Genomic DNA, 21500 nt, shown 5'->3' with positions numbered 1-21500 from the left:
AAGCAAAACGAATTGACTGTGCCGATATAACCGAAGTTATTTCGTTTGGTCACTCAGTAAACATCGATAAATCTTTTATCTATCAACTACGAGTGCCCACACAGATTGCATAGGTCAAATTGTTAAAGAACGTTGACTTGAAGAAGCGTCGCTTCTCACCGTCAGGGCTGCGAATTTTACGCTGCCGGGCGATGAAGTCAAGAAGAAATTTTGAGATTTTTCAGCGTTGCTTGCGCAACTCTCAAAACACCTTGTTGACTTGCCTCTTCACCGCACTTTTCAATGCTTTGATGATGACGTTTTCGCGTTTCGACTTGATGGGCATTTCCTTATTGGGAGCCGCTTGCCGTGTCGATGGGGCGCATTATAGGGAGGTCTCGGATTCTGGCAAGGGCTTTTTGCGAAAAAAATCACAAAAACCGATTAACCGTTCACTAATCCAGCAGGTTGGTGAATTTAGACACAGAAATCGGGAGAGAAAGGCTTTGAGCAGTGCCATTTCTGTCATTCCAGCTGACTTTAACATCCATTATCTTGGCATAGGTTGCGGCCACACCACCAGCTGGCGTGTGTTGAAGCGTTTTTGTGGGCGTCACTGAAAGACTATATAGAGAGCCTTCGTTCAGTGTTAGCTGACAGCTTTGAATGTTTTCTACCGTTTTGCCTTCGCAATCTGAACCTGTGGTATTCAATGTTTGCAGTAAAGCAATCTGAGACTCCGCAATTTGCTTTGCCTCAACAAACATAAGTGCGTTCGCCTTCTCGACTTCTAGGTGGCTATATAGCTTTAACGTTCCAACACCAGACAAAACAACGACCAATATAGCGATAAGCGTCTCGACAAGTGAAAAGCCTTTGTTAGAAGTCATGAATACTTCCTTTTACCAGCTTTGGCTCAGAGGGAAAGAATTCATCATCATCGATGCTTTCATCGTACCCTGGTTTGAAAGCGCCAAAGACCTTTGACGTTCCTTTTTCTACGTCCACAATGTAACTGCCTTTTGTTTCAAAGGAGCCATGGAATAGAAAAGGAAGATATTTCCAGTTATCCACTTCCATTCCTAATGCATCAGGCTCATTAAACAAATCACAAAAAGTTGCCATTGGACCCGATGTACAAGAAACGTTAGTTACCTTATTTCCTTCATCGTCAGTCGACTCGCTGACATCCAGCCATGAGTTTTGGAAGTCATTTCTTTCATGATTAAATTGAAAAATAGAACCATTGAAATTGGCCAAAGCACCGCTGTAGGCAATCACTCCATCTTTCACCACGATAAATACAGGATTGACACTATCGCTAGCCACTCCAGCCATATTGCAATCCCCATCGACCCAAACTGTTACCAATTTGCCTGGAGCGTGCCCTGCCCCCGCAACTATGCTATTTCTCTTATTCGTAATCGTCTTCCCACATAGCTCGACATTACTTTTTACTGTCTCTGTACCGTTACCATTGTCTATAGTCGTAGTACCCGAAGTACTGAACACTGCGTCAAAGTCATCCCTCACTTTTTCCCAGTTACTTTTGGGTTCTTGAAACTTATCTTTGAAGAGGTTCATATTGGGTTGCTGATACAAAATGTCAGACTCGAAGTCATTCATCTTTCGAGTTTTCGATGCGACAGTTGTACTGAAACCTTCTTTGCACTGCTCTAAATTGGTAGCCAGCAATTCTGATTGGAAAGTAGCGTTCGAGTCGCCGGTATCAATAGTAACGTCCCCACCAGCAACTATAGCTAAACACTCATAAATATTGATTTGCCCTTCCTTACCTACATGAGCCCCTTTGGCTGGTACCCAGGAGTTACCTCCCTCTATAACCAAGCTACCAGAAGTTTTGAAGGCAGATGCAGTCCCCCCGCCTCCACTGACCATAGCGCTATACGTTGCATAGCCTGAAGAAGACGTTAACAACCATGGACTTTCTGTACCAGAAAGCACAATTTGGCTGCCAGTCTTTTCTCTACAGTTGTCAGAAATAGTGGTTCCAAAACTTCCGTCACTTAGTGAAACTGCTGTCGGTCCATTCTGCTCAAACACAGAAATCGCACAGTCCAATCCGGCCTTTGCACTCGCTCTTTGCTTTGCATCCAAAATCTGGTTTTGCGTCTTCTTAACGTCGGCTAGCCCAGAGTTCGCAACCGAAACCGCGAACAAAGCAACAATGAGCAAAATGCCGCTGACTGCAGCGAGGGTTGCCATTCCTTTTTGACTGTTCATGCTTGTTAGCCATCCACATTCGGAAGTGATACGGTGAAATTCACGGTATCTTTGATTGAGCTATCATTTTTCAATGATGCAGTGATGGTCACATCAACCATTTGGGCCTTGTTGGTCGATGCGACTCCTTGTAGGAAAGTGCGTTTAAAAATAAGGCTCTCAATGACCAACCGGTCAAATGTCATATCTCGCCAATAGCCACTGTCACATTTCCAATTCGCTAACGCATCCCAGTTTTCGTAAACCTCGATTACCGAATTGTTTTTGCTATCCTTGCCTAATCGATATCCTTTAGCGTCATCTTTATTGATTGCTATAGCACCGGAACGTTTATCGTGGTTATAGGCAAACCGGATACATTCCCCGCCCTCAACCTTCGAAGCGCTGTCATCAATCAATACAGATGATGAAGCACCTGCCTCGTCATTCTTAATAAAAGGGTTCATCGACGTGCAGTCGTAGCAAAACCCTGCACGTGCTATCTCATTTTTCATCGTGTCTGCGACGATGTTTAATTGGGATCTCAGAAAGTCGTTTTGAAGTTGCTTGGTCCCAAATTCGGTATTGATGGTAAAAAGCGCCAGAGAGGAAGCCATGACAATCAAGCTGACGGTCACACCAACCATCATTTCTACCAGTGTATAACCGCGGGTACGTCTCATGATGGACACGATTCCCAACCGGTCACAGCGGTATTGCTACACCCTTTCAATCCGACATACCTGCGGATCATAATCCCTGATTCTTTGCCTGTTTCTTCTCCATGCGCTAGCTTCACCGTTTTGTCATTTGAAGGCATGCCGGATATAGGAGAGAAATAGAAAAGTTTTGCTGGATCTGTAAGTGCAGGCTCTTGGACATTAACCATCGCCCCTTTCTCCAAAATAACCTTCTGCAGACCTTCACTATCAGAACAGCTGAAGTTTGCGACTTCGGATTTTTCACTAAGCCCAATACACCCGTTATCCGTTGCACTTGAAGGAACATAGTGAACATAAATGTTGCGATGGCGCCTTAGAGACTCTGACTGTCCAACTTCCAGTACGGAAAGCAATTGGGAGGCCTTGCTTTCAACAACAGCCGCTTTGTGGGAAGAGACATAGGTTGGCACAGCTACCGCTGTGACGACTGCCAATACCGACACCGTCGTTATCATTTCAATTAAGCTAAATCCGCGCTGTAGATTCCAATATCTCACAACAAATTCCTTTAGCGTCCGCTGTACCTTGTTTCCATACTATCAACGGCGATACCGTAGGTCTCTGGAATAAAAATGGATTTTCCGCATAGTGAACCAAAAAATGACGCTGAGAACTAAGACATTACATCTAGGTATGACGTTGATCGAAATCTTGATTGCCGTGGCCATCATCGGTGCCATTACTACGATTGCGGTCCCAGCCGTGGGGGATTATTTGATTAAGTCAGAGCGCAGTAGAGTTCAGGTGGACTTGTATCAGTTACAGACCCACATCGAGCAAACTTTTACGTCAACAGGTAGCTACCCAACGAATACCACGTTAGTTTGCGCAAAATGCCAGGTTTCTGATGACTATGATTTCTCAATTACAATAGGCGGTTCTGGCAACAATGTTTACAAGATCCAAGCAAAACCCAAATCCACTTCTAGACAGGATAAAGATACTGACTGTCATACCATGGTCATTAATGCTGCATCAGAGCAGCTTAATTTCAAAAAAGATGCGAGTGCCATCTCTGACAACAGCAAATGCTGGATATAAAAAAACCGGCGAATTCGCCGGTTTTTCGTTTTCTATCTCTGACTGTTAGCTGGTCAGATCGTCAAAGAATTTCTTCACGCCATCGAAGAAGCCTTCTGATTTAGGCTTGTGCTTTTTCGCGGCACTGCCACCCAGTGATTCTTCGAACTCACGCAACAATTCTTTTTGTTTGCTGCTGAGGTTAACCGGGGTTTCTACCACCAATTTACAGATCAGGTCGCCAAGGCCACCACCACGCACTGACTGCACCCCCTTGCCACGCATGCGGAACATACGGCCAGTTTGAGTTTCTGTCGGAACCTTCAGATTCACGCGTCCGTCCAGTGTTGGTACTTCTACTTCGCCGCCCAATGCTGCCATCGTAAAGCTTACTGGTACTTCGCAGTACAAGTTGTTGCCATCACGGGTGAAGATGTGATGATCACGCACGTGTACCTGTACATACAAATCGCCGGCTGGTGCGCCAAATTCTCCGGCTTCACCTTCACCTGTTAGACGAATACGGTCACCCGTGTCTACGCCTGCAGGGATTTTCACGCTAAGGGTCTTGGTCTTCTGAACACGGCCTTGGCCATGACAGCTATCGCAAGGGTCTTTGATGATTTTGCCGCGACCGTGACAGGTTGGACAGGTTTGCTGTACAGCAAAGAAGCCTTGACGCATCTGCACTTGGCCTTGGCCGTGACAGGTTCCACACGTTTGTGGCGATGAGCCTGGTTTTGCACCACTGCCACCACATGGGTCACAGCTTACGTAAGTCGGGACATCAATCTCTTTGGTCACACCACGGACTGCTTCTTCTAAAGAAAGCTCCATGTTGTAGCGAAGGTCTGCGCCACGCTGGGCACGTGCCTGACCGCCACGACGACCACCACCAAAGATGTCGCCAAACACGTCACCAAAGATATCGCTGAAGTCTGCGCCGCCACCGAAGCCACCGCCACCGCCCATTCCACCTTGTTCAAAGGCTGCATGGCCGTATTGGTCATAAGCTGCGCGTTTTTGATCGTCTGTGAGGATTTCGTACGCCAGCTTCACTTCTTTAAATTTCTCGGCTGCCGTTTCATCACCTGGGTTTTTATCCGGGTGGTACTTCATCGCAAGACGCTTGTACGCCTTTTTGATGTCACGCTCACTGGCGTCGCGGCTTACGCCAAGCACTTCATAAAAATCACGATTTGACATGTTTTGCTTGTCACCTGCTTCTATACCGGGCAAAAAAGTTAGCCCCGTATCATACAACTACGGGCGAAGGAGAAAATCCTCCTGCGCCCGTGCGAAATAAAAATGGTTAAATCTTTCGATTCAGGTCTTGCTGCTTTTCAGTCGCAAGACCTGCTTCTGGGATGTTATCCAGTCTTATTTTTTGTCGTCTTTTACTTCTTCAAACTCAGCATCAACAACGTCGTCGTCTTGCTTAGTTTGCTCTGCACCGGCGTCTTGAGCTTGCGCAGCTTGTGCTTGCTGCTGAGCCACTTCCATCAGCTTCTGAGATGCTGCGATCAGTGCCTGCACTTTTGCGTCGATAGCTTCTTTATCTTCGCCTTTACGTGCTTCTTCCAGCTCGCTGATTGCTGCTTCGATCTTCTCTTTCTCGTCAGCTGGCAGTGCGTCGCCTGCTTCTTCGATTTGCTTGCGAGTACCGTGAACCATTTGGTCAGCTTGGTTGCGCGCAGACGCCAGTTCTTCGAACTTCTTGTCTGCTTCTTTGTTCGCTTCCGCTTCCTGAACCATTTTCTCGATTTCGTCGTCGCTCAGACCGCCCGATGCCTGGATAGTGATCTTCTGCTCTTTACCTGTGCTCTTGTCTTTCGCAGATACGTGCAGGATACCGTCAGCATCCAGGTCGAAGATAACTTCGATTTGTGGCATGCCACGTGGTGCTGGGTTGATGCCTTCCAGGTTGAATTGACCCAGAGACTTGTTGTACGTCGCCTGCTTACGCTCACCTTGCAGTACGTGAATCGTTACTGCACTTTGGTTGTCTTCAGCAGTAGAGAACACTTGGTTCGCCTTAGTAGGGATTGTGGTGTTCTTCTCGATGAGCTTAGTCATCACGCCGCCCATGGTTTCGATACCCAGAGACAGTGGCGTTACGTCCAGCAGCAGAACGTCTTTCACGTCACCTGCCAGTACACCGCCCTGAACCGCTGCACCTACAGCAACTGCTTCGTCAGGGTTCACGTCTTTACGTGCTTCTTTACCAAAGAATTCAGCAACTTTCGCTTGAACCATTGGCATACGAGTCTGACCACCAACCAGGATTACGTCGTTGATGTCGTTTACAGACAGGTCTGCGTCAGCCAGTGCTACTTTCAGTGGCTCCAGTGAACGTTGAACCAGATCTTCAACCAGTGACTCCAGCTTCGCACGGGTCACTTTAACATTCATGTGCTTAGGACCAGTCGCATCTGCAGTGATGTATGGCAGGTTCACGTCAGTTTGCTGCGCAGAAGACAGTTCGATTTTCGCTTTCTCAGCTGCTTCTTTCAGACGCTGCATTGCCAGTGGATCTTTACGCAGGTCGATGCCTTGGTCTTTTTTGAACTCGTCAACCAGGTAGTTGATCATGCGGTTGTCGAAGTCTTCACCACCCAAGTGAGTGTCACCGTTGGTTGCCAGTACTTCGAACGTCTTCTCGCCGTCTACTTCGTCAATCTCGATGATAGAGATATCGAAAGTACCACCACCCAAGTCGTAAACTGCGATAGTGCGGTCACCACCTTGCTTGTCCAGGCCGTAAGCCAGTGCAGCAGCAGTTGGTTCGTTGATGATACGTTTAACTTCCAGACCCGCGATGCGGCCAGCGTCTTTAGTCGCCTGGCGCTGTGCGTCGTTGAAGTACGCAGGTACTGTGATAACTGCACCAGTTACTTCCTCACCCAGGAAGTCTTCTGCAGTTTTCTTCATTTTCTTCAGGACTTCAGCTGAAACCTGAGGAGCTGCCATTTTCTGGCCTTTAGCTTCTACCCATGCATCGCCGTTGTCAGCCTTAACGATTTTGTAAGGCATGATTTCGATATCACGCTGAACTTCTTCGTCTTCGAAGCGACGACCGATCAGTCGTTTGATTGCAAACAGCGTGTTTTCTGGGTTGGTCACAGCCTGACGTTTTGCTGGCTGACCTACCAGAGTTTCACCGTCCTGGGTGTACGCGATGATTGATGGCGTTGTGCGATCGCCCTCTGCGTTTTCGATTACGCGTGGCTTGTCACCGTCCAGTACTGCTACACATGAGTTGGTAGTACCCAAGTCGATACCAATGATCTTACCCATTTGGTTTTCTCCGAAAATTCGTCTTACGTCTATGTTGCGTTAACCCATATATGGGGGTCGCGGTTTAGGGTTCAACCCTGCACAAGAAAAATTTTTAAATTTTCTTTTTGATGCACCTTAAATAAGGGCGACTTATTGGCTTTCAAGGCCTGAAATGAAAAAAACCCGCAAAAAGCGGGTTTTTCCTTAAATTCGGTCTTATGCCTGCTCGTTCACGTTACCAGCAGCGGCTTTTGAAACCATTACCATGGCAGGGCGGACAACACGACCATTCAGTTCATAGCCTTTCTGCATCACGAACATCACGGTATTTGGCTCGTGATCTGCGCTTTCCTGAATAGACATTGCCTGATGGAATTCTGGGTTGAACGGTTCGCCGTGTGGGTTCAGCTCTTTCAGGCCGAACTTTTCCACTGCATCTTTCATGGTCTTCAGCGTTAGCTCAACGCCTTCGATCATCGGCTTGAGGGCGTCATTTTCTTTGTCCGCCATCTCTACTGCGCGTTCCATGTTGTCGATAACAGGAAGCAGTTCGTTCGCGAAACGCTCCAGAGCAAACTTACGCGCTTTGTCTATTTCCTGCTCGGTACGACGACGCATATTTTCAATGTCTGCACGTGCGCGCAGTACGCTGTCTTGTTGCTCTTTCACTGTCGCTTCACTTGCTTCAAGTGCAGCTTCAAGCTCAGTGATCCGGCTAATCATTGCATCAGTTTCAGCATCAAGGGCATTTTCTTCAGCCTGTGCTTCCACTGCTTCGTTTTGCAATTCTTCTTCCTGGATCTTGTTTTCTTCTTTGCTCATGCTCTCTCCGACACAATACACTGTGTTGAACCCCAAAAATCTCAAGGATTGGGGCATCAATCTCGACGGTTTTGCTTATTATGGGGATGAATGGTCACGTTTCAAGGTGTCTCTTGCCGCAATGCACGACAAGTGTGGGGCAATCACTTATACTCAAGCCACTAAACTGTGCAGGATCAATAAGATGTCAAAGCGTTTTAACACTATAGCTTTGGTAGGAAAACCGCGAAATCCAGAAGCGGTAGCAACCCATGAAAGCCTGTATCACTGGCTGACCCAACAGGGTTACCGCACATTGGTCGACAATCGTCTCGACAATTACCTCAATATTCCGGCTGATGATTTCCATGATTTGCTTTCGCTGGGTGCTAAAGCCGATTTAGCCATTGTCATTGGTGGTGATGGAAACATGCTGGGCGCTGCTCGTGTCCTTTCCCGTTTTGATATTTCCGTTATCGGGGTCAACCGAGGCAATCTTGGCTTTTTGACCGATCTCGATCCAGATGAATACGAAGACGCACTGACGTCAGTATTATCCGGTGAATACATCGAAGATCACCGCTTCTTGCTTGAAGCGGAAGTGCATCGTCACGGTCAGGTGAAAAGCCACAATGCGGCGCTTAACGAAGCCGTGCTTCACCCTGGGCAAGTTGCGCATATGATTGAGTTTGAAGTCTATATAGACGACAACTTTGCCTTCTCTCAACGTTCTGACGGCATCATCATTTCGACACCAACAGGCTCAACGGCTTACAGCCTTTCCGGTGGTGGTCCTATCCTGTCACCGAGCATTGATGCGATTTCACTCGTGCCTATGTTCCCGCATACGCTGTCGAGCCGTCCTTTGGTCGTAGATGCTAAACGGCATATTAAGCTTGTGGTTTCACCGGATAACGGCAGCACCTTGGAAGTAAGTTGTGACAGTCAGGTCTCCTTGCCTGTTAATCCAGGGGATGAAGTGCATATCTACAGAAGTCCTTCACTGTTGAAGCTTATCCATCCTAAAAATTACAGCTACTACAAAACGTTGCGAACCAAATTAGGCTGGTCGAGCAAACTCTTCTAGTGAGGCAGGAAAGAACATTGTTTATGAAAAGAGTGGCTTAGGCTGCTCTTTTTTATTTTCATCACTCTCATTGCTCGTTTTTTAATCCGCATCACAATTTCATCGCGAATTCATACCTGATCATCTTTACTGTATACAAACACAGTGTATACTGTATAAAACAACAGGTGGTGATAAACACAGGTATAGGCTCATGCTGGCACACATCACAATTCAAAACTTTGCCATTGTTAAAGCACTCGAACTCGACTTCCAACAGGGAATGACCACCATTACCGGCGAGACCGGTGCAGGTAAATCCATCGCTATTGATGCTCTGGGTTTGTGTCTGGGCGATCGCGCGGATGCCTCCATGGTTCGCCCTGGAGAGGAAAAAGCAGAGATCGTGGTGCTCTTCCAACTACAGAACAATCCTGCCGCGAGACGCTGGCTGGAAGACAATGAGTTGGTCGATGGTGATGAGTGCATTCTGCGACGTGTTATCACCAAAGAGGGCCGTTCACGCGCCTTCATTAATGGCAGCCCTGTACCTGCCTCCCAGCAAAAAGCACTGGGGCAACACCTTATCAATATTCATGGTCAGCACGCCCATCAGCTTTTGATGAAAAACGATTACCAACTGACATTGCTCGACCAATATGCTGGTCATCAAAACCTGCTCGCCATAATGCGCCAGCGTTATCAAGACTGGCGTGCCGCACGAAACGAGCTCAAACAGCTAGAAAAGAACAAAGAAGCGTTCGAAGCCCAACGCCAGCTTTTGGAATACCAGGTAAATGAGCTCAATGAACTGGCGTTAGGTGAAACCGAATATCCAGAGCTGGAAGCGGAGCACAAGCGCCTTTCCAACTGTGGCGACATTGCGATTTGCAGCCAAAGTGTCCTGCAGGCATTAAGTGAAGATGATGAAAACAACGCGATGCAGTTGCTGCAGTTTGCCCAGCAGAAGCTTGCCGAACTCGCTGCGATGGACAGCCGTTTTAACGATCTAACACAGATGCTGGACGAAGCTTGTATTCAAGTTCAGGAAACCAGCCACGAGATCTCAAGCTATATGGATAGCCTGGATATGGATCCTGCGCGCCTGAGCTATTTGGATGAGCGCATGGCGACCATAATGCGTCTTTCACGTAAACATCAGGTTTCTCCTGAAGAGCTTTTCACTTCCCATCAGTCTCTGGTGAATGAGCTTGAAAACCTCAATGACAGCGATAACCAGATTGAACAGCTTGCCGCTCAAGTCGAACTGAAGCACCAAGCTTGTCTTGCAGCAGCAGAAAAACTCAGTAAGAGCCGTAAGCGTTATGCCAAAGAGCTGGATAAGCTGATTTCTGCCAGCATGCATGAGCTCAGTATGCAAAACGGCAAATTCCATATTGCACTGGATAGCCAGCCAGAAAGTCATTTGTCACCGCTGGGCTTCGACAGTATCGAGCTTTTGGTTTCCACCAACCCAGGTCAGCCAATGCAAGCATTGGGGCGCGTAGCATCCGGTGGTGAGCTTTCCCGTATTTCTTTGGCAATTCAGGTTATTACTGCACAGAAAGTGGATACACCAAGCCTTATCTTCGATGAAGTGGATGTGGGTATCAGTGGGCCAACAGCTGCCATTGTCGGCAAACTGCTTCGCAAGCTAGGTGAGTCAACCCAAGTGATGTGTGTGACGCACTTGCCGCAAGTTGCCGGCTGTGGTCATCAGCAAATGTTCGTGGCGAAAGCCAGCGAGAAAGGGAAAACCACCACCAGCATGATTCAGCTGGATACTCAGTCCCGCGTTCAGGAACTGGCGCGACTGCTCGGTGGCAGCGAAATTACTGAGCACACACTCGCCAACGCTAAAGAGCTGCTTATTGCGGCATAGAGGCTCTTAGCCTAAAGAGAAAGAAACTTTTCCCTAATAGCACGGTCGAACAAGCAAGTTGAGACAAGAGTTTTTTACTTCTCTCACTTGCTTGTTTATCATCGTCCCCTATTTTGGAAATGAAGTAAGAAGTCATGCGTTGGAAACACATCGTTGCGGCATCCCTTGTTCTGGCTAGCCTCTCAGGCTGTTCTTGGGTTAACAAGCTGGTTTATCGCATAGATATTAATCAGGGAAATTATATCGACCAAACCGCGGTCGAAGAGCTCAAATTTGGCATGACCAAAGAGCAGGTTAAGTTCTTACTTGGTCCACCTATGTTGGTTGAATCCGGCTATCCAAATACTTGGTATTTTGTTCAATATCTGAAGCCTGGACATGACGAACCAGAACAGAAAGAACTGGTTCTTTCTTTCGACGACAACGGTCAGTTGGTTGGCATGAAAGGTGACTATCAGCCAGGTACTGGATTTTTCGAAGCCGTTCGTTAATTTGATGCCTAAATGCCAGAATCAAAAAACCCGCTAATTGCGGGTTTTTTTATAGTCTTTGTACTCTAATTTCCTAAAGCGCTATTTCAGCATTTTTTCCAACTGTTCTTTGTTGGTATGGCGGATGTCTTTACCTTTCACAAAGTAAATGATGTATTCGCAGATGTTCTGGCATCTGTCACCCACCCGCTCAATCGCGCGAGCAGACCACATCACTTTGAGAACATTAGGTATAGAGCGCGGATCTTCCATCATGTAAGTCATCAACTGACGTATAATCGCTTCGTATTCTTTATCCAGATGATCATCGCTGTGGTAAACCTTCATTGCCGCATCCACGTCCATGCGCGCAAACGCATCCAGCACATCATGCAGCATACGTGCAGCTTTGTGGCCCAGATTTTCCAGTGACACCAAAAACGGCTGTTGATGATTGGAAAAATTATCCAACGCCATCTTCGCAATACTGTCCGCGACATCACCAATACGTTCAAGGTCGGTAATGGTCTTGATAATCGCAATCACCAAACGCAAATCGCCTGCTGTAGGTTGGCGTTTGGCAATGATTCGGGTACAGGCTTCATCGATAGCGACTTCCATAGAGTTGACCTTATGGTCTTCGCGGATCACCTGTTTTGCCAGCTCTACATCCTGATAATGCATCGCACGCAAAGCGTCAGTCAGCTGTCGCTCTACCAATCCGCCCATCGCGAGCACATGGGTGCGGATAGCTTCCAGTTCAGCATTAAACTGGCCTGAAATATGACGACTGATATTTTGGTTGTCCATCATTTGCGTGCGTGTCCTTAGCCGTATCGGCCAGTGATATAGTCTTCAGTTTGCTTGTTTTTCGGTGTGGTAAACAGCGTATCTGTATCGGCGTATTCTACCAGTTTACCTAGGTTGATAAAGGCAGTTTGATCAGATACACGCGCAGCTTGTTGCATATTATGGGTAACGATCACCACAGTATATTTACGTTTAAGATCGTTGATGAGTTCTTCAATCGTCAGCGTGGAGATCGGATCCAGTGCCGATGTAGGCTCATCAAGCAAAAGGACTTCTGGCTCAATGGCGATAGCGCGCGCTATCACCAATCGTTGTTGCTGGCCGCCAGACAAACCAAACGCGTTGTCATGAAGGCGATCTTTCACCTCATCCCATAACGCTGCCGCTCGAAGCGAACGTTCAACCGCGTCGTCCAGCGTACGTATGTTTTTCACGCCTTGCAGTCGCAATCCGTAGATAACATTTTCGTAGATAGACTTTGGAAAAGGATTCGGTCGTTGGAACACCATGCCCACCTGACGGCGAAGTGCTGGCACATCCACCGTTTCATCATAGACATTGGTGCCATGAAGCAGAATTTCCCCCTCTACCTTACAGCCATCCACCAAGTCATTCATACGATTGATGCAGCGAAGCAGTGTAGATTTCCCACAACCGGAAGGGCCGATAAACGCCGTGACCTTACCTTTAGGAATACGCATATTAATATCGAACAATGCCTGAGAATTACCGTAATGGAGATTCAAATTCTGGATAACCAGCGCCGTCTGCTCATCTGGAAGCGATGACAGATCGACAGGTCCCGGTAATCCAATGTTGGCATTGATAGATATCATTTCGTCGCGATTTCCTCTAACGCTTAAATTTCTTGTTCCAGCGCGCGGTACTTTTCGCGCAAGTGGTTACGGATGGTGATAGCCGCCAGATTCAGGCTGACAATCACAGTCACCAACAGCAAGGATGTGGCGTAAACCAACGGCCTAGCCGCTTCAATATTCGGGCTTTGGAAACCCACATCGTAAACGTGGTAACCAAGGTGCATGAACTTTCTGTCCAAATGCAGGAACGGGAAGTTTCCATCGAGTGGCAGACTCGGTGCCACCTTTACTACACCTACCAGCATAAGGGGGGCCACTTCACCCGCTGCGCGGGCGATAGCCAGAATCAGTCCCGTCATAATAGCAGGACTCGCCATAGGTAAAACTATACGCCAAAGCGTCTCAGCCTGTGTGGCGCCAAGTGCCATAGACCCGTGACGCACAGAGGTCGGGATTCGAGCCAAGCCTTCTTCTGTTGACACAATCACCACAGGCAACGTCAGGATTGCCAGCGTCAACGACGACCACAATATCCCTGGCGTGCCGAACGTTGGGTTAGGCAGTGTCTCGGAGTAAAACAGTGAGTCGATACTGCCGCCGACAAAGTAAACAAAAAAGCCCAGGCCAAATACGCCATAAACGATTGAGGGCACACCTGCCAGATTCACCACCGCAATGCGGATCACGCGGGTGAAAGCATTCTTTCCGGCATATTCATGAAGGTAGACAGCCGCCAACACGCCGAGCGGGGTCACCATAATGGACATCAATAGCACCATCAGCACTGTGCCGAAAATAGCAGGAAAAACACCGCCCTCTGAATTGGCTTCCCGCGGGTTATCTGTCACGAAGTTGGCAATCTGACTTGCCCAATGCAGCACCTTCTCAAACCCGCTCATGTCATTGGGATACCAAAGCCCGAGCACATTATTGAGTGCGATGCGGACATTGTTACCGTAGCGGTCTTTAACAATCAGGCTGTCCAGAGACAAATCCGCGCGGCGTTGCATTAAGACTTCTTCTAGAGATTGATAACGAAACGCCAAAGTGTCGATGCCATCCTGAACTTTCTCTGGCACCGCCTTACCATTGCTAAGGTAGGAGGCTTTCTCTTTTTTCAGTGCCGTGAGCTGGTAGTTCACCTTCTCTATTTCGCGTTGCTCGATGGCTGTGATTTCGCTACGCCGCTTTTCCGCCAACGCGATTTTTTCTTCAAAGAATGCATGGTTTGGTGAGGATGTGGTGACTTTTCCTTGGTCTAGGTATCCCACAGGAACACCATAGAAATCGCCATTTTCGATCCGTTCAATCACAGCAATATTGGGGTTGGCTACCTGCGACAGGATGTTTTGCTCAAGCACCGAAATAAAATCATGCGCTTCCCGTTCACGGTTGGCCACCTTTATCAGCAGTCTCTGATGCTCTTCCTGATTTGGCTCTTTGAGTACAACACCCGCCTCTTGTAACTGACGTGAAGAGATTGTCTCGACACCATAAATCTGACCAAATACCGTCTCTTCACCAAACGGAGTTTCAATCTTGAACTCGTAAACCGGAGCTGGCCAGAAGTACGCCAGACCTTTCCAGCCAATCAACAACATCACGCCCAGCACAGCAATCAAACAGAGGCTGACCATGCCTGCAGTCATCCACACCCAAGGAGAGCTGCTGTTTAAACGCTTAAGCATAAACAGACTCCAGATGGATTGAATTGAAGGCTAACGCTTTACAACGCACGGTACTTCTCTCTCAACTGCTGGCGAACAAATTCCGCCACAGTGTTAAATAGGAACGTAAATGAAAACAGAATAAAGGCTGTCAGGAACAACACGCGATAGTGAGAGCTTCCCACTTCAGATTCCGGCATTTCCACCGCAATGTTCGCTGACAAAGTTCGCAACCCCTCAAACGGGTTCCATTCCATTAATGGCGTATTTCCCGTCGCCATCAATACAATCATGGTTTCGCCCACAGCGCGGCCAAGCCCCATCATCACGGCAGAGAAAATACCCGGGCTTGCGGTCAGTAAAACAACGCGTGTCAGCGTCTGCCAATGGGTCGCACCTAACGCCAGTGATCCATTGGTCAGGTGACTGGGCACTGAAAAAATCGCATCTTCCGCAATGGTAAAAATCGTCGGGATCACCGCAAAACCCATCGCCAAGCCCACCACAATGGCATTGCGCTGATCGAAATTCACGCCCAATACGTCAGTCACAAACACCCGGCTGTCCCCTCCCATAAAGGTATCTTCCACCCAGGGGCCAAGAGCAAATGCGAGATATCCCAACACCAGAATCAGTGGCACCAGCACAAACAAATGACCACCTGGTGGCAGTTTCTTGCGCACGGAGCGTGGCAGCGCCGTCCAGACGAATGCGGTCAACAGGAAGGAAACCGGCATGGCGACGAAAATCAGAAAGACTGCGGGTAAATGGGTTTCAACGATAGGCGCCAGCCACAATCCGGCTAAAAAACCCAAGATAACCGTTGGCAAAGCTTCCATGATTTCGATAGTGGGTTTCACCACCTTACGAAGACCAGACGGCATGAAATACGCAGTATAAATCGCGCCACCGACCGCGAGTGGAATCGCAAAGAGCAGCGCGTAAGCTGCCACTTTAATCGTACCGAATACCACAGGAACGACACTCAGCTTGCCTTCAAAAGACTCGCTGCCAGATGTGGATTGCCAAACAAACTCCGGTTCTCCATAGCCTTCATACCATATGCGATTCCACAATGAACGGACGTTGACTTCAGGGTGAGGATTATCAACATTCAACAATGTCAGGGTATCGCCCTTCTCCACCAACAGACGATCTGCCCGAGGTGAGAAACCCAAGGTGTCAATTTGGCCAGCTATTTCGGGCAACTCAAAGTTGTCACGTATTTCACTTGGCGCATGCCAAAGCGTCAGGTCACCGCTCGGCGTCAGATTTGCAAAAACATTGCGATGAGGCTCCACAGCAAGGAAGCCACCTTGAGTGTCAAACTCACGCACCATGGTCAGCGAACGCTCACCAGACTTCACCACATCAAACCACTGCGTCAGTCTGCCATCATCCAGACGCACCATCAGCGAATGTCCACCAGCCAGCAATGTCATAGACTCTGGCATCGCGCCGGTCACGAGTTCAATGTCCACTGACTCGCGCAAATCGATTCTACGATCTGAAACCGAATACACATTGAGCTCATTACCGACCATCTCAAACAACTTCTGACCCCGGGGCGCAATCAGCACGCTGGCGTCTGTGCTTGTCGGGACAGCAGCATGCAGTATTTCATTGCCATCGCGCTCGATAACAATGTTCAGCCAGTCTCCTGCCACACCTGCAACAACGCGGTCATTGTGACGTTTGGCAAAGGAAAGACTGGAAATCGGTAGGCCATTGCTGAGTTTTACAGAATCCATACGCTGGATATCCGGCGTGAAGGTTCTTTTTCCGTCTGCATAGTGAGACAAAAAGCGCAGGCGCTGAAAACTCACAGAGCCATCTTCAAGCCCATAGGCGCTAACACCTGCATAAGGTTGAGGTGCGTAAAAGCTGCTTGGAAATTCAGCGAGCTTCTCACGGGAAACCAACTGCCCTTTTCCACTCAAAGAGAAGATGGATAGAAACCCATCATCGGAATAACGGAAGCCAAGTTGATTATTGTCATCCATGCCAAGCTGGACGGCAGGGCTTTCAAAGCCGAGGTCGAAGGTGCCTTCAAGCGTGACCGACGGGCTTTTGAACAGGGGGAGAACCACATACGCGAGGTAGAAGAATATCAACAACAATGCCAACAAAACAGCAATGCCACCTCCCTTCACGGATAGGCGCGCAAGTCTGTCTTTGAAACGCCGCCGGGAGTCTCCCTGAGTCAGCGCATGTGTGGCGTTTGCCATTGGTACCTCATATTTTGGTTAAGCGGCTCATAATATTTCTTTTTGATGACATAAATGTGACAGTCGAAAAATCAAGACAAGTTAAGCCCATGAAATAAAAGTGTAATAAAACATGTTTAGCCTCCTCTAACGTTGATGTGAGGCACAGTTCGGAGGTGCCTGCTTCGTCGAGGGGTAGACAGGGTTTTAAAACCGCCTTAATAATGACCTTTCCCCTCCGCTGTTGACGCAAAGGATCGACCATGAAGCAGTTAGTTATCACCCTCATCGGCACGGATCGCTCAGGTCTGGTAGAAACACTCTCCGACACCGTATTCCAGCATCACGGAAGCTGGCAAGCCAGTAGCCTTAGTAAACTTGCGGGCAAGTTCGCTGGTATTGTTCAGATTGATATTAAAGAAGAAAATGTCAAAGCGCTGACAGACGCGCTAAATAACATTCCTGATCTTAACGTTCTTATCGCAGAAGCTGCACATCAAGCAGAAACTGATACAACAACGCATACCCTGTCTGTTACAGGCAACGATCGCCCTGGCATTGTTCAGGAAGTGACAAGGGAAATCGCCAAGTTTGGTATCAACATCAACAATCTGGAAACCGATGCAGAAAGCGCAGCCAACTTTGGTGGCGTGATATTTAAAGCTGAGTTTGATCTCGACATCGCCAACAACATCTCGCTGGATGACCTTGGTACAGCTCTTGAAGGGCTGTCAGATGACCTGATCGTGGAGTTTGACGAAAGCGACATTTAATTAAGGAAAGGGGAAAAATGAGCGCGGATACGCTTTACGTAGACAAAGAGTTAAGTTGGCTGTCTTTTAACGAAAGGGTACTTCAGGAAGCTGCAGACAAAAATGTTCCTATCATCGAACGTGTGCGATTTCTCGGTATCTTTTCCAGCAATCTGGATGAGTTCTATCAAGTCCGTTTTGCTGACGTAAAGCGCCGTATCCTGATCAACGAGGAGCAAGGTGGCGACAGTAAAGCCAAGGAGCTCCTCAATAAAATTCAGGACAAGGTTCTCAAGCTCAACCAGGATTTCGACCACCTTTATAACGACATTCTACTCGAAATGGCACGTCGCCATATTTTTCTGGTTAACGAGCGACAACTGACGGAATACCAACAAAACTGGTTGAAAAGACATTTCGTCAGTAATCTGCTTCCGCACATCACCCCTATCATTCTCACCGACGACATGGACGTGCTCTCTTTCCTTAAAGATGCGTACTCTTACCTTGCCGTTGAAATGAAAAAAGAAGGCCAGCCTAACCGCTACGCACTGATTGAGATCCCAACGGACGAAATAGAGCGCTTTATCAAGGTGCCGGAGCCAAAGGGGAAGCGCCGCCGCAAGACCATCATCCTGCTCGATAACATCATTCGTTTATGTCTCGATGAGATTTTCAGTGGTTTCTTTGATTACGACAGTGTCGAAGCTTATGCCATGAAAATGACCCGTGATGCGGAATACGACCTCACCAATGAGGTTGACCACAGCCTGCTAGAAAACATGTCAGACAGCCTGGATCAGCGCTTAACTGCCCTTCCGGTCCGATTTGTTTATCAAAGGGACATGCCACAGGATATGGTAAAACATATCCTCAGCATGCTGAGGATCTCCGATTACGACAGCGTACTTCCCGGCGCCCGTTATCATAATTTTAAAGACTTTATCGGCTTCCCGAATGTCGGGATGAAATATCTGGAAAACCCTCCGCTACCGCCGATTGAATCTGCCGACTTCACCACCAACGCCAATGCATTTGACGCTATTCGTCAGCGTGATGTGCTGCTCTACTATCCCTACCACACTTTCCGACATATGACGGAACTGGTGCGTCAGGCGTCTTTTGACCCAAAAGTGCGCAGCATCCGCATCAATATTTATCGCGTGGCGAAAAACAGCCGCATCATCAACTCCATGATTGATGCTGCCAACAACGGCAAGCGCGTCACGGTTGTGGTAGAGCTTCAAGCGAGATTCGACGAAGAAGCCAATATCGAATGGGCGCGCGTACTGACCGACGCTGGCGTAAAAGTGGTATTCGGTACACCAGGGCTAAAAATTCACTCTAAGCTTTGCCTCATCACTCGTCGTGAAGACGATGGCTTACGCGAGTATGCCCACATAGGTACCGGTAACTTCCACGAAAAAACCGCGCGTATCTATACCGACTTCTCGCTGTTTACCGCAGATAAATCGATCACCACGGAAGTACGTAAGGTATTCAACTTTATCGAGAACCCATACAAACCAGTAAAATTCTCTCACCTGATTGTATCGCCGCGTAACTCGCGCACGCGCATTTATCGTTTGATCGAACGTGAAATCGAACATGCCAAGAACCGCAGGAAAGCGGGCATCACCTTGAAGGTGAACAATCTGGTGGACAAAGGCTTGGTGGACTTGCTCTACAAGGCGAGCAATGAAGGCGTAAAAATTCGCATGATTGTGCGTGGTATGTGTTCGCTTATCCCGGGTGTGAGAGGTCTTAGCCACAACATCAAAGCCATCAGTATTGTAGACCGTTTCCTTGAGCATCCACGTGTATTCGCGTTTGAGAATGGCGGCGATCGCGACGTTTACATTTCATCGGCAGACTGGATGACCCGTAATATCGATAACCGCATCGAAGTGGGTGCGCCTATCAAAGATGAGCGCCTTAAACAGCGCATCATGGACATTCTCGAACTTCAATTTGCAGACCGCGCCAAAGCACGTGTCATTGATAAAGACATGTCCAACGCTTACGTGAAACGCGGAAATCGCAAAAAAGTACGTTCACAAATTGAAATTTACGATTACCTTAAACAAGTAGAACGTACAGAAAAACGGCAAGCGAGCAAACAAAAGAATGAATGACACGACCCCGGCTGAAAAGCCAAGGGAAATCGCCGCAATAGATTTAGGTTCCAACAGCTTCCACATGGTCGTTGCCCGCGTCGTCGGGCAAGGCCTTCAAATCATCAGCCGCCACAAACAGCGTGTGCGGCTGGCTTCAGGACTCGACGATTACCTCAACCTCGATAATGCAGCTATCAACCGCGGTGTGGAATGTTTGGCTATGTTCGCCGAGCGCCTTCAAGGCTTCGATGAAGCAAACGTCCGCGTTGCGGCAACATTTACCCTGCGTGAAGCGAAAAACAGTCATATTTTTGTGCAGCGGGCCCGCAATGTCTTCCCCTATCCGATAGAGATCATCCCCGGCGTGGAAGAAGCCCGTTTGATCTACCTTGGTGTTAGCCACACCCAGCCAGGTGATGGCCGAAAACTGGTGGTAGACATTGGTGGGGGCAGCACTGAGCTTGTTATTGGCAAAGGTTTTAGCCCAACACTCACCAACAGTAAACATATGGGTTGTGTCAGCTATAACCATCGCTTTTTCAAAGATGGACAAATTTCTATCAAACGCTTTGCTCAAGCCCAGCTCGCGGCAGAGCTGAAGTTAGAAAGCATCGCCAAACAGTACAAGGATTGCGGCTGGGGAGAAGCCGTAGGTTCCTCTGGCACCATCAAAGCTATTCGTGAAGTCTTGATTGCCAGTGGGCACGACGATGGCATCATCACCCGTAAGCGGTTGGATGGCTTAATTGAACAGGTACTGCAGGTGAAGTCGGCCAGCGAGCTGAAGCTGCCCGGATTAACGGAAGACAGACAACCTGTATTTGCCGCGGGTCTTGCGATTCTCTCCGGCGTGTTTCACGCACTGAGCATTGAGAAGATGGTGTATTCCGATGGCGCGCTTCGTGAAGGCCTTTTGTACGAAATGGAAGACCGTTTCCAACAAAGCGATATACGGAGCCGCACCGCAGCAGACCTCGCAGAGCGCTATCATATCGACAGGCAACACGCAGAAAACGTCCAGCAAACTGCAGAGAGTTTTTATCTCCAGGCAGAGCCAAAACTTGGCACAAAAAAAGCCGAACTTGCCATATTGCTAAGCTGGGCAGCGCTGCTGCACGAAGTTGGATTAAGCATCTCGCACTCCGGTTTCCACAAACACTCGGCGTATATTCTGCAAAACACCAATCTACCCGGCTTTAACCAAGAGCAGCAAACCGTGCTGGCAACCCTCACCCGCTTCCACCGTAAAGCGTTGAAGCTTGATGAAATGCCTGAGTTCACTCTGTTCAAAGCCAAGCAAATTTATCCGCTTATCCGCTCTTTAAGGTTGGCTTGCGTGCTGAATGTGCAGCGCAGTGGTGAACCCATGCCCAAGGTAAAGCTCGACGCTAAGGATGACAGTTGGTCACTCACGTTTCCTGAGAACTGGCTAAGCCAGAACAAGTTATTGGCTGCCGACTTGGAAGTAGAAAAGAGCCTTTGGGATTCGGTGGGCTGGAAACTGTTGGTTAATGACTAATACCAATCGTAGTAAATGTCTGCTCATCCTAGCTTGTTAAAATGCTCGATAACTGCGTTGAAAAATTTGATTGTAGAATAACTACTTATCGAAATTTTCCGCCTTATTCTCGAGCATTTTTCCTGCGCTATTTCTGATCAGCCACCTACTGTGATTGGTATAAAACAC

At 48.2% G+C, this 21500-nt stretch carries 18 protein-coding genes; 7 read left to right on the top strand and 11 right to left on the bottom strand.

Annotation, left to right across the window (positions count from 1 at the left end):
* Positions 1–434: 434 nt before the first annotated feature.
* Genes QL223_RS24050 through QL223_RS24035 form a run of 4 tightly spaced genes read right to left on the bottom strand, consistent with a single transcriptional unit; the run spans position 435 to position 3421 of the window.
* On the bottom strand, positions 435–869 hold the full coding sequence (locus tag QL223_RS24050; protein WP_039849513.1) for a hypothetical protein: 435 nt from the start codon (positions 867–869) through the stop codon (positions 435–437).
* Positions 859–2223, bottom strand: a complete 1365-nt coding sequence (locus QL223_RS24045) for a hypothetical protein (protein ID WP_281546179.1) — start codon at positions 2221–2223, stop codon at positions 859–861. The genes QL223_RS24050 and QL223_RS24045 overlap by 11 nt, the downstream gene beginning before the upstream one ends.
* 5 nt (positions 2224–2228) lie before the next feature.
* A complete protein-coding gene (locus tag QL223_RS24040) occupies positions 2229–2885 on the bottom strand; it encodes a prepilin-type N-terminal cleavage/methylation domain-containing protein (RefSeq protein WP_002535687.1) in 657 nt (218 codons plus the stop codon).
* Positions 2882–3421, bottom strand: a complete 540-nt coding sequence (locus QL223_RS24035; protein WP_039849509.1) for a prepilin-type N-terminal cleavage/methylation domain-containing protein — start codon at positions 3419–3421, stop codon at positions 2882–2884. The genes QL223_RS24040 and QL223_RS24035 overlap by 4 nt, the downstream gene beginning before the upstream one ends.
* Positions 3422–3524: 103 nt before the next feature.
* Between QL223_RS24035 and QL223_RS24030 the strand changes: the two genes are divergently transcribed.
* Positions 3525–3965 carry a type IV pilin protein gene (locus QL223_RS24030; protein ID WP_039849507.1) on the top strand — a complete coding sequence of 147 codons (441 nt, stop codon included), beginning with the start codon at positions 3525–3527 and terminating at the stop codon, positions 3963–3965.
* Between the two features lie 45 nt (positions 3966–4010).
* On the opposite strand, the gene dnaJ is transcribed toward QL223_RS24030, so the two are convergent.
* The 3 genes from dnaJ to grpE all read right to left on the bottom strand — a co-directional run bounded on the left by dnaJ (position 4011) and on the right by grpE (position 8045).
* Positions 4011–5150, bottom strand: a complete 1140-nt coding sequence (gene dnaJ, locus QL223_RS24025) for a molecular chaperone DnaJ (RefSeq protein WP_002535684.1) — start codon at positions 5148–5150, stop codon at positions 4011–4013.
* 174 nt (positions 5151–5324) lie between these two features.
* Positions 5325–7241, bottom strand: coding sequence for a molecular chaperone DnaK (dnaK, locus tag QL223_RS24020; protein WP_002535682.1), 1917 nt, complete (start codon positions 7239–7241; stop codon positions 5325–5327).
* A 198-nt stretch (positions 7242–7439) separates the two neighbouring features.
* Positions 7440–8045 carry a nucleotide exchange factor GrpE gene (gene grpE, locus QL223_RS24015; RefSeq protein ID WP_002535681.1) on the bottom strand — a complete coding sequence of 202 codons (606 nt, stop codon included), beginning with the start codon at positions 8043–8045 and terminating at the stop codon, positions 7440–7442.
* Positions 8046–8229: 184 nt separating this feature from the next.
* Between grpE and nadK the strand changes: the two genes are divergently transcribed.
* From nadK to bamE, 3 genes are all read left to right on the top strand, one after another.
* The gene (gene nadK / locus QL223_RS24010) at positions 8230–9111 is read left to right on the top strand and encodes an NAD(+) kinase (protein WP_046302592.1); all 882 of its coding nucleotides are present in this window, start codon (positions 8230–8232) and stop codon (positions 9109–9111) included.
* A gap of 193 nt (positions 9112–9304) precedes the next feature.
* Positions 9305–10972: a DNA repair protein RecN gene (gene recN, locus QL223_RS24005; protein ID WP_281546178.1), complete on the top strand. Its 1668-nt coding sequence runs from the start codon at positions 9305–9307 to the stop codon at positions 10970–10972.
* A gap of 134 nt (positions 10973–11106) precedes the next feature.
* Positions 11107–11463: an outer membrane protein assembly factor BamE gene (gene bamE, locus QL223_RS24000; protein WP_002535677.1), complete on the top strand. Its 357-nt coding sequence runs from the start codon at positions 11107–11109 to the stop codon at positions 11461–11463.
* Positions 11464–11544: 81 nt separating this feature from the next.
* Here bamE and phoU read toward each other — a convergent pair whose 3' ends face one another.
* The 4 genes from phoU to QL223_RS23980 are packed head-to-tail and all read right to left on the bottom strand — an operon-like array spanning position 11545 to position 16965.
* Positions 11545–12252, bottom strand: a complete 708-nt coding sequence (phoU, locus tag QL223_RS23995; protein WP_039849517.1) for a phosphate signaling complex protein PhoU — start codon at positions 12250–12252, stop codon at positions 11545–11547.
* Positions 12253–12269: 17 nt separating this feature from the next.
* A complete protein-coding gene (pstB, locus tag QL223_RS23990; RefSeq protein WP_002535674.1) occupies positions 12270–13088 on the bottom strand; it encodes a phosphate ABC transporter ATP-binding protein PstB in 819 nt (272 codons plus the stop codon).
* 23 nt (positions 13089–13111) lie between these two features.
* Entirely contained in the window at positions 13112–14758 is a 1647-nt protein-coding gene (gene pstA, locus QL223_RS23985) for a phosphate ABC transporter permease PstA (RefSeq protein ID WP_251877678.1), read from the bottom strand.
* Between the two features lie 38 nt (positions 14759–14796).
* Positions 14797–16965, bottom strand: a complete 2169-nt coding sequence (locus QL223_RS23980; RefSeq protein WP_281546177.1) for an ABC transporter permease subunit — start codon at positions 16963–16965, stop codon at positions 14797–14799.
* 242 nt (positions 16966–17207) lie between these two features.
* Here QL223_RS23980 and QL223_RS23975 point away from each other — a divergent pair, with 242 nt between their 5' ends.
* Genes QL223_RS23975 through ppx form a run of 3 tightly spaced genes read left to right on the top strand, consistent with a single transcriptional unit; the run spans position 17208 to position 21332 of the window.
* Positions 17208–17717: an ACT domain-containing protein gene (locus QL223_RS23975; RefSeq protein ID WP_281546176.1), complete on the top strand. Its 510-nt coding sequence runs from the start codon at positions 17208–17210 to the stop codon at positions 17715–17717.
* A 17-nt stretch (positions 17718–17734) separates the two neighbouring features.
* Positions 17735–19831, top strand: a complete 2097-nt coding sequence (gene ppk1 / locus QL223_RS23970) for a polyphosphate kinase 1 (RefSeq protein ID WP_002535669.1) — start codon at positions 17735–17737, stop codon at positions 19829–19831.
* A complete protein-coding gene (gene ppx, locus QL223_RS23965) occupies positions 19824–21332 on the top strand; it encodes an exopolyphosphatase (protein WP_281546175.1) in 1509 nt (502 codons plus the stop codon). The genes ppk1 and ppx overlap by 8 nt, the downstream gene beginning before the upstream one ends.
* The last annotated feature ends 168 nt before the right edge of the window (positions 21333–21500 follow it).

This window comes from Grimontia sp. SpTr1, from assembly GCF_947387585.1.
In the GTDB taxonomy this organism is placed as follows: Bacteria; Pseudomonadota; Gammaproteobacteria; order Enterobacterales; family Vibrionaceae; genus Enterovibrio; species Enterovibrio indicus.
Note: the sequence above shows the minus strand (reverse complement) of the source record. Positions and strands in the feature narration are given on the sequence as shown.

Bases quoted from the DNA above. Each gene is read 5' to 3' on its own strand.
- dnaK (WP_002535682.1), bottom strand. From the start codon at position 7,241: ATGGGTAAGATCATTGGTATCGACTTGGGTACTACCAACTCATGTGTA.
- QL223_RS23975 (WP_281546176.1), top strand. From the start codon at position 17,208: ATGAAGCAGTTAGTTATCACCCTCATCGGCACGGATCGCTCAGGTCTG.
- phoU (WP_039849517.1), bottom strand. From the start codon at position 12,252: ATGGACAACCAAAATATCAGTCGTCATATTTCAGGCCAGTTTAATGCT.
- dnaJ (WP_002535684.1), bottom strand. From the start codon at position 5,150: ATGTCAAATCGTGATTTTTATGAAGTGCTTGGCGTAAGCCGCGACGCC.
- QL223_RS24040 (WP_002535687.1), bottom strand. From the start codon at position 2,885: ATGAGACGTACCCGCGGTTATACACTGGTAGAAATGATGGTTGGTGTG.
- bamE (WP_002535677.1), top strand. From the start codon at position 11,107: ATGCGTTGGAAACACATCGTTGCGGCATCCCTTGTTCTGGCTAGCCTC.
- QL223_RS24050 (WP_039849513.1), bottom strand. From the start codon at position 869: ATGACTTCTAACAAAGGCTTTTCACTTGTCGAGACGCTTATCGCTATA.
- QL223_RS23980 (WP_281546177.1), bottom strand. From the start codon at position 16,965: ATGGCAAACGCCACACATGCGCTGACTCAGGGAGACTCCCGGCGGCGT.
- QL223_RS24030 (WP_039849507.1), top strand. From the start codon at position 3,525: ATGACGCTGAGAACTAAGACATTACATCTAGGTATGACGTTGATCGAA.
- QL223_RS24045 (WP_281546179.1), bottom strand. From the start codon at position 2,223: ATGAACAGTCAAAAAGGAATGGCAACCCTCGCTGCAGTCAGCGGCATT.
- pstB (WP_002535674.1), bottom strand. From the start codon at position 13,088: ATGATATCTATCAATGCCAACATTGGATTACCGGGACCTGTCGATCTG.
- grpE (WP_002535681.1), bottom strand. From the start codon at position 8,045: ATGAGCAAAGAAGAAAACAAGATCCAGGAAGAAGAATTGCAAAACGAA.
- recN (WP_281546178.1), top strand. From the start codon at position 9,305: ATGCTGGCACACATCACAATTCAAAACTTTGCCATTGTTAAAGCACTC.
- ppk1 (WP_002535669.1), top strand. From the start codon at position 17,735: ATGAGCGCGGATACGCTTTACGTAGACAAAGAGTTAAGTTGGCTGTCT.
- pstA (WP_251877678.1), bottom strand. From the start codon at position 14,758: ATGCTTAAGCGTTTAAACAGCAGCTCTCCTTGGGTGTGGATGACTGCA.
- ppx (WP_281546175.1), top strand. From the start codon at position 19,824: ATGAATGACACGACCCCGGCTGAAAAGCCAAGGGAAATCGCCGCAATA.
- nadK (WP_046302592.1), top strand. From the start codon at position 8,230: ATGTCAAAGCGTTTTAACACTATAGCTTTGGTAGGAAAACCGCGAAAT.